Annotated in this window: 7 protein-coding genes; all 7 read right to left on the bottom strand. The window is 63.5% G+C overall.

All coding sequences use genetic code 11. The features are described from left to right. Positions 1 to 86: 86 nt before the first annotated feature. On the bottom strand, positions 87 to 818 hold the full coding sequence (locus AC3WTO_RS31005; RefSeq protein WP_492465042.1) for an ABC transporter ATP-binding protein: 732 nt from the start codon (positions 816 to 818) through the stop codon (positions 87 to 89). Beyond that, complete coding sequence (locus tag AC3WTO_RS31000) at positions 815 to 1,771, bottom strand: branched-chain amino acid ABC transporter permease (RefSeq protein ID WP_492465040.1); 957 nt, start codon at positions 1,769 to 1,771, stop codon at positions 815 to 817. Before AC3WTO_RS31000 ends, AC3WTO_RS31005 begins: the two co-directional genes overlap by 4 nt. Further along, a complete protein-coding gene (locus AC3WTO_RS30995; protein WP_492465039.1) occupies positions 1,768 to 2,649 on the bottom strand; it encodes a branched-chain amino acid ABC transporter permease in 882 nt (293 codons plus the stop codon). Before AC3WTO_RS30995 ends, AC3WTO_RS31000 begins: the two co-directional genes overlap by 4 nt. A gap of 29 nt (positions 2,650 to 2,678) precedes the next feature. Further along, positions 2,679 to 3,977: an ABC transporter substrate-binding protein gene (locus AC3WTO_RS30990; RefSeq protein WP_492465038.1), complete on the bottom strand. Its 1,299-nt coding sequence runs from the start codon at positions 3,975 to 3,977 to the stop codon at positions 2,679 to 2,681. 175 nt (positions 3,978 to 4,152) lie between these two features. Beyond that, on the bottom strand, positions 4,153 to 5,550 hold the full coding sequence (locus AC3WTO_RS30985; RefSeq protein WP_492465044.1) for a hypothetical protein: 1,398 nt from the start codon (positions 5,548 to 5,550) through the stop codon (positions 4,153 to 4,155). Between the two features lie 119 nt (positions 5,551 to 5,669). Next, positions 5,670 to 6,974 carry a nicotinate phosphoribosyltransferase gene (gene pncB / locus AC3WTO_RS30980; RefSeq protein WP_492465037.1) on the bottom strand — a complete coding sequence of 435 codons (1,305 nt, stop codon included), beginning with the start codon at positions 6,972 to 6,974 and terminating at the stop codon, positions 5,670 to 5,672. Between the two features lie 275 nt (positions 6,975 to 7,249). Next, positions 7,250 to 8,221 carry a transcriptional regulator GcvA gene (gene gcvA / locus AC3WTO_RS30975; protein ID WP_492465036.1) on the bottom strand — a complete coding sequence of 324 codons (972 nt, stop codon included), beginning with the start codon at positions 8,219 to 8,221 and terminating at the stop codon, positions 7,250 to 7,252. Positions 8,222 to 8,304: the final 83 nt, after the last annotated feature.

Genomic DNA, 8,304 nt, shown 5'->3' with positions numbered 1-8,304 from the left:
GATGCCCCGCATCGCGGCTGCGCACGGCTCCTGCCCTGTCGGTTTCTTGAACCGGCGCAGGCCGCATCGAGTGTGAGGAATGCGGGCTAGCCATGCGCTGCTCCGAGATAGGCTTCCTGGACCTGCGTGTTGGCGCGGATTTCCGCCGGATCGCCCTCAGCGATGATGCGGCCGGCGTCGAAGACGGTGATGCGATGGGCAAGCTGCATCACCACCGGCATATTGTGTTCGATGAGCAGCACGGTGGCGCCGCGCGCGATCTCGCGGATCAGGCTGACGAAGCTTTCGATCTCTCCATCGGAGAGCCCTTGCGTCGGCTCGTCCAGGATCAGCAGGCGCGGCTGCAACGCCAGACCCATGGCCACTTCCAGCAGGCGCTGGTGGCCGTAGGCGAGCTGCCCGGCCAGCGTTCCGGCACGATCCGCAAGGCCCACCTGCTCGAGCGCTTTCATGGCACCGGTGCGTACCGCGCCGCGGGAACGGCCATCGGTCAAGGTGCGCTGTACGGAAAGCGCGACATTGTCGTAGGCGGAGAGATTGGCGAAGACGCTGGTGACCTGGAACGTGTAGGCGATGCCCAGGCGCACGCGACGAAACGCCGGCAAGGCGGAGATATCGGCACCGGCGAAATCGATCGTGCCCGATGACGGCAGGATGCGGCCGCAGATCAGGCTGACGAAGGTCGTCTTGCCGGCGCCGTTCGGGCCGATGATGGCGCGGATCTCTCCCGGCATCAGGCTGAAATCGGCCTTGTCCACGGCGCGCAGTCCGCCGAAATCGCGCGACAGGCCTCGGGTCGTCAGCAACGACCGGGTCATGGCAGCCACCCGATCCAGCGACGGCGGACGGCACCAAGGATACCCTTCGGCGCGAACAGGACCAGGAGCACGAGTGCAGCGCCGACGATCAACAGCCAGGCCGAGGTGTAGCTGCTGGCTATGTCGGTCACATAGTAGATGAACAACGTGCCGACCAGTGGGCCGAGCGTGGTGGCAGCTCCTCCGGCCAGCACCCACAGCAGCGGCAGGATGGAATACTGCACCGAGGCGAAATTGGAGCCGACATAGCCGAACAGCAAGGCATAGGCGGCGCCGGCAGCGGCGCAGAAAATGCCCGACAGGACGACCGCCGCCAGCTTGTTGGCGAAGGTGTCGTAGCCAAGCATGCGCGTGCGCTCTTCATTCTCGCGGATCGCCACCAGGACGCGGCCGAAGCGCGAGCGGACGATGGCGAGCGTGACGAACAGCACGATGGCAAACAGCAGGAGTGCAGTGAGGTAACGCACGGTTGGCGCCGTGAAATCGAGGCTGGCGCTGCCGATCGTCAGGACGCGGCTCGCCTGCTGCAGCACCAGTCCTTGGTCGCCGCCCGTCCATTGGTTGAAATAGACGATGGTCAGCACAAAGGCCTGCGCGAACATCATGGTGACGATCATGAAGGCGACACCGGAGGTGCGGAGCGCCAGGACCCCCACCACCAGCGCCAGAATGGTTCCACAGGCGAGGCCAGCGACGAAGGCCGAGAGAACACCAAAACCGAGATAGGTGATCGCCAGTCCGCTGCCGTAGAGACCAGCGGCAAAGAACATGGCGTGGCCTAAGCTCAGCAGACCGGCATAGCCGAACAGGAGATTGTAGCCCATGGCGAAGGTGGCCAGCACCAGGATGCGTGCGAACAGGCCATGATGGTAGTCAGGCAGCAGGAAATTCAGCGCGAACAGCACGGCCACCACGGCCACATGCAGCCCATAGATCCTTGCCGTCGCCGTCATCGGGCCGCCGTTCCGAACAGGCCCTGCGGACGAAACACCAGCACCATCGCAACCACCAGCGTCGCGATGAGCTTGGCCAGCGTCGGCGAGAAGAACATCGAGACGATGCCGTCAGACAAACCGATCAGGAGTGCCGCCACCACGGTGCCGCGCAGTGAACCGAGGCCGCCGATGATGACGACGATGAAGGACAACAGCAGCGGATCCTGCCCCATCAGATAGTGCGCCTGACTGATCGGCACGATCAGCACCGCGGCGAATGCCGCCAGCATGGCTCCCAGCGCAAAGACGCCGGCATAGACGCGCTCCACCGGAATGGCGAAGGCCTGTGCCATCTCGCGATCATATTGCGTCGCGCGCATGACGAGACCGATCTTCGTGCGCGTCAGCACCAGCCATGTCGCGATGAGCAGCAGGCCGGATGCGGCGATGATCGAAAGCTTGTAGCCGGAATAGCCGAACCAGGGCAGCAGAACGCGATAGCTGAAAGGTGGCGTCACCGGCCGCGCTTCCGGGCCATAGAAGCTCAGCGCCAGCTGCTGGATGATGTAGAGCAGGCCTATTGTGGCGACGATGGTGGCTTCCGGATCGTAATTGAGCCGGCGCAACACCAACCGTTCGGAAAGCAGCGCGATCGCACCGACCACCAGCGGCGCCACGATCAGCGCCGCCACGAAGCCGATGGCCGGGTGGGCGCCAAGTGCCGTCGCCACCGCCCAGGCCAGCACCGCGCCCAGCATGAAGAATTCGCCATGGGCGACGTTGACGATGCGCATCACGCCGAACACGAGCGACAGGCCGAGCGCGGTCAGCGCCAGCACTGCCGCGGTAACCAGCCCTTCCAGGGTAGCCAGCAGAAGATGCGGTCCGAAAGCCATTCAGGTCCCGGCCTTCGACGGCAGGATCATCACAGAGACTGCTTGGTGTAGTCGGCCTCCGGCTCGTACATGCCGTCCTCGATCGCCGTCTTGTGCACGACCTTGAGCTTGCCGCCTTCCAGCTTGGAGATGTTCTGGTGGCCGAAGCACTGGTGGATCTTGCCGTTGAAGAGCTTCTTGCCCTGCGGATGCTCCGGACCCTCGGCAAATTCGGTCAGCGCCTCGGTCGCCTCGACCAGTTTGGCGCGATCTTCCGGCCCCTTGTAGCCGGCATCCTCCATCGCCTTCTTGATGACGTAGAGTGTTTCCCAGCAGCCGAACATATGGGCGGCGGTGGAAACGTCCTTGGCGTCGGCGACGGCCGCGCCATTGTCGTCGATGCCGACGGCGGCGCGATAGGCCTTCTGCGCATCGGTGTCATCAGCCTGCGCGTAGCGCGGCGAACCTTCCCAGAAATGGCTGCCGTCGAGATATTCGAGGCCGGGGCTGTTGATGTCGACTGCTTCCAGCGAGTCGATGAAACCGAACAGCTTCGGCCCGGTCGACCCGTAGAAGTCGCCCAGTTCCTTGACGAAAGTGAGCACCGCCGGCCCGACCATGACGTGGTAGATCGCGTCGGTATCGGACGGGATCTGCGGGAAATACTTGGTGAAGGAGGATTCCGTCGGCGGGATCGCGATCTTTGCCACGACCTCCGCGCCTGCCTTCTGCAGGGCCGGCGGCAGGTAGTCGCGATGGTCGTAGCCGAAAGCGTAGTCAGGGAAGATCATGGTGATCTTCTTGCCGGCATTGGCGGCGATCCATGGCGCAACGGAAGTCACCTGCGCGCGCACGTCGGTGATGCCCGGCTGGAACACATAGCGGTTCAACTTGCCGGACGCGACGTGATAGCCTTCCGACACGACATAATAGGGAATCTTCAGTTCACCTGCCGTCGGCGCGGAGCCGACCACGACATTGGAGAACAGGGTTCCGTAGACGATGTCGACCTTGTGCTGGGTGGCAAGCTTGGCCACCACTTCGGCACCCCGCGCGGCGTCGGTGCCGTCGTCTTCGATGACCACTTCGATCGGGCGGCCATTGATGCCGCCGGCAGCATTGATCGCTTTCACGGCGGCGGCGGTCGTTCTTTCATACCAGCGCCCGTATGCAGCGCCGATGCCGGTGCGATGCGCCTGGAAGCCGATCTTGATCGGGGCCGAGCTCTGCGCCTGCGCATAACGCACGAGACCAGGTGCTGCCGCCAGGCCGGCGCCGGCTGCCAGTCCTTTCAGGACGGTGCGGCGGGAGGTCTTGCCCTTGCTCAGATCGAAGAAGCGGCCAGTCATCGAATTCCCCCTCATGGCATGGACCCGCGGCCTTCAGCGGCCGCACGAAATCGCGAGGCAAACCAAGCATTAAACCCCTGCCAAGGCAAGCCAACATTGCCCGTAAGAGGCATCATAAGCCTCAAGCGCCGGCGCGGTCACGCGCTCCAACGGTCACCCAAAATGACTGTTGGCATCAGCCTGCTGTGGGCGTGGCGAGCAGCCAGAGACCGAAAAGCGTATAGCCAACCATCAGCACGGTGAGTGGAACCTGCAACAAGGCCACCTGCGACGTTGCAGGCACCAGCCGTGACGCCAAAGCGTGGGCGACGAGCACGGCCAGAATATGCCCGCCTACGATCAGGGCCGCCTGCATATTCCACAGCCACCAGGCAGCGTCCGCGCCAGCGGTCACGCCGGCAGTGACCGGCATATGCGCTGTCCCGAACAGATCCCAGCCCAGTGCGAAGGGATCCGACAGGGCTACCAGTGCATACTGACCGTTGACGAGCACGTCGGTGAGGTAGTGCGCGATGTGATAGGCGAGCGCGATCGGAACGATCGACCAGACCAGCAGCCCGGCAAGCTCGAGCAGAGACGGACGGCTCCCCGTCAGCCAGCGGCCGATCAGGATCGCGCCAGCGAACAGAAACGCCAGCAACAGGAACGTCGCGACGAGACCCATGCTGCTTATGCCAGTCATCGCGGTGCGGCCGGGCAATTCGAGCGGATTGATGCCGTTGAAGCCAAGCCAGAAGAAGGTTCGCATCAACCCATCGAAAGAGACCGACGACAGGGCAAGCAGCAGGAAAGCAGCACCGCTCGGCGGCAGCGGCAAGGCATCGAGCAGTTTGGCGCCGGGCCAGCACAGCGACAACCGGCCGGCCTCATTGCGCTCCAGCAGCGAGAACCCTGCCAACATCGAAAAGAAGACGCTGAGGAACTCGCCTCGGCTGCTCCAGCCGTCATAACCGAACACCAGCATCAGGGCGAAGCTGAGCAGCCAGTAACCGCTGGCCACGATCGCCAGTCTCGCGGGATCGTCGGGTGCGGGATAAATCAGCTCGAACCAGGCAAAGCCAAGGAAAAACACGAAAGCCAGCCAATAGCCGATCCACGACGGCACAGGCTTTCGTCCGTGCCGGGCGCCGATCAGCCAGGTGACGAGCCGCCAGGGCCCATACCATGGGTTCAGCCAGGACCAGAGATCGCCGAACACCCCTTGCGCCAAGGTCATGCCGGTCCACAACAACGTCCAGATCGTCAACGGCAAGGGATTGGAGAGAGGGTCGCGACTGCCCCAGAACCCGGCTGCGACCAGCGCGGCAAAAACAGCGAAGGAAAGCAGGCTGACCGCTACGCGTGCGGCATCCGCGAACCTGAAAAGGGGACGACGCCTGCGCCACAAGCGGCCCAGCGCTTGCGGCGACACCAGAATGAGCACCAGGAACGACGCCGCCACCGCGAAGGCACCACCGGCCAGATAATAATTGGTCGGCAAAAGCAGGACGTGGCCGCGATCGGAAGCATGCGCCAAGGCCTGTACGGGAAGAAACGCTGCCGCGATTGCGACCCCGGCGCCAATCAACGTCATGCCCCGGCGATGAAGGGGCTGTCTGCTCATCCGGCGCGCGGCAACGATGCCCGCCGGCCTCCGGTATCGCCGCATGATCATGCTACGAAAAGTCTGCTACTTTTCGAATTCATGCATCGTCAGACTTTGACCAGCTGACGCACCCGCGCTTCCTCGCCGAAGACGCGGATGTAGCGCTCGATCTCCTTTTGATCGCCTGTCGCTTTGGCCGGATTGTCGGAGAGCTTCACGGCCGGGCGGCCGTTGGTCTCGATGACCTTGCACACCAGCGAGATGGCATTCAGCCGGTCGGTCGGCACCGGCGCACAATCCTCGAAATCATTGGTGAGATTGGTGCCCCAGCCAAAGGACATGCGCACCTTGCCTTCGAAATGACGATAGGTCTCGATGATGGTGTCGACGTCGAGGCCATCGGAGAAGATCAGCAGTTTCTGGCGCGGATCCCGGCCGCGTTCGCGCCACCATGAAATGATGCGTTCGCCACCCTCGATCGGTGGTGCGCTGTCCGGGCGGAAGCCGGTCCAGTCGGCGACCCAGTCCGGCGCATCGCGCAGGAAGGCAGCGGTGCCGAAAGCGTCGGGAAGCACGATCAGCAGGTTGCCGCCATAGTAGCGCTGCCAGTCCTGCAGGACCTTGTAGGGCGCCTGGCGCAGCTCGGCCTCGGAGTTGGCCAGTGCTGCGAGCACCATCGGCAGTTCGTGCGCGTTGGTGCCGAGCGCTTCGAGATCGTTGTCCATCGCCAGCAGCACGTTCGAGGTGCCGGTGAAGGCATCGCCGATGCCTTCCTTCAGTGCTTCCACGCACCAGCGCTGCCACAGGAAGGAGTGGCGGCGGCGCGTGCCGAAGTCGGAGATGCGGATGCCGGGAAGCTGCTTGAGACGTTCGGTCTTGGCCCACATCTTGGCCTTGGCGCGCGCATAGAGCACGTCGAGCGAAAATGGGCCGAAGGCCTTGAGCGCCGAACGCGACCGCAATTCGTTGATGATGGCGAGCGCCGGGATTTCCCACAGCGTGGTGTACATCCACGGGCCGGAGAAAGAGAGCTCGAACTGGCCGTCGCGTTTGGTCAGCTCATATTCGGGCAGCTGGAAGTTCTCCAGCCAGGCAAGGAATTCCGGCTCGAAGATCTGCTTGCGGCCATAGAAGTTGTTACCGCCCAGCCAGATCATTTCCTTCTTGGTGAAACGCAGCGTTCTGGCATGGTCGAGCTGGTCGCGCAGTTCGCCGATATCGATCTCGTCGGCCAGCCGCACCTTGGTCTTGCGGTTGATGAGCGAGAAGGTGGCATCGACCTTGGGATACATGCCCCAGATCATCTGCAGCATCAGTAGCTTGTAGAAATCGGTATCGAGCAGCGACCGCACGATGGGGTCGAGCTTCCAGGTGTGGTTGTAGACGCGCCGCGCAATGTCAGTCTTGGCCATGTCCGAAACCTGCTTCCACCCCATCCGTTACCGGATAGGCCTCTTAGCATTGAAATGATTAACGCGCTTCCCGCCCTTCAGCAGCACGGCAGGAAGCCATGAACATGGGGGCATCGCCGGCGCTTGTCGAGCGTCCTTATACGAGAGGTCCTGGATGCTGACACATCCAGGACGCCTCAATCGCCGGCGCGGCCCATCCGGGCCACTTGGCTTGCGCGCCAACGGGCGCGGCGCGCGGTCGCGCACGCCAACGGTCATTCAAGATGACTGTTGGATCATTCTTCGGTCTTCGCCACCAGTTGCAGCATGGGCCGTTTGCGGCGCGCGTTGAGCCGCGTGCCCACCGTTTCGGCCCGGCTTTCGTCCTCGGCCTTTTCGGCGAACAACCAGTCCACGAACAGTTGCACGATCGGCGTAGAGCGCATCTCGTTGCGGCAGATGACGTAGAAATCGTCCACCGCCGGCACCGAGAGACCGAACGGCACGATCAGCTGGCCCATCGCCAGCAGGCGGCTCGCCGTCATCGTGTCGCCGAGCGCCACGCCGTGGCCATGCAGCGCCGCCTCGATCGACAGGCGGGCGTCGTTGAACTGATGGCGCCGGCAGACCCGCTCGAGATCGAGCGCGTCGGCGGCGGCAAGCCAGGTGTGCCACTCGCGGCCGTCGTCGCCGTGCAGCAGGACGTGGTCGGCAAGGTCGCGTATCGAGCGGATCGGCCGGTTGTTGGCGAGCGTCGGACTGATGACGGGAAACAGTTCCAGCCCCGACCATTTACGGATCCAGCAGTCGCTCCAGCTGCCGTCGCCGTAATGCACACAGACATCGATGTCGGACTGGCGGATGTCCCGGTCATCATTGGAGGCGAGGAGCTTCAGCCGGATGTCCGGATAGCGTGCGGTGAACGATCCGAGGCGTGGGATCAGCCACAGCGACAACAGTGCCGGCACGCAGGAGACGACCAGAGCGCCGCTGCTGGCCGGGCGGGTCAGCCGCGCGGCAGCGGCAGCGATGCCCTCGAAGGCGCCGGATACTGCCGGCAGAAGCTCGGCACCGTGTGGCGTGAGTTTCAGGCGCGAGCCGGCGCGTTCGAACAGCTTGACGCCGAGCGACTGTTCCAGCGCCTTGATCTGATGGCTGACCGCGCCATGGGTGACATGAAGTTCGGCCGCCGCCTTGGAAAGCGAACCGTGCCGGGCCGTCGCTTCGAAAGCTCGCAAGGGGTTGAGGGGTGGAAGACGGCGGGTCATGGGGGAGTGTCAAGGTACAGTGTGAGGTTTTCTAACAGCCAGCGCTATAACAATATCAATTGATTTTCCATCCGCGCACCCCG

The organism is Mesorhizobium sp. EU05-FHT14A09, assembly GCF_058790995.1.
The sequence above is the reverse complement of the archived record's forward strand: the minus strand, read 5'-3'. Positions and strand labels throughout refer to the sequence as shown.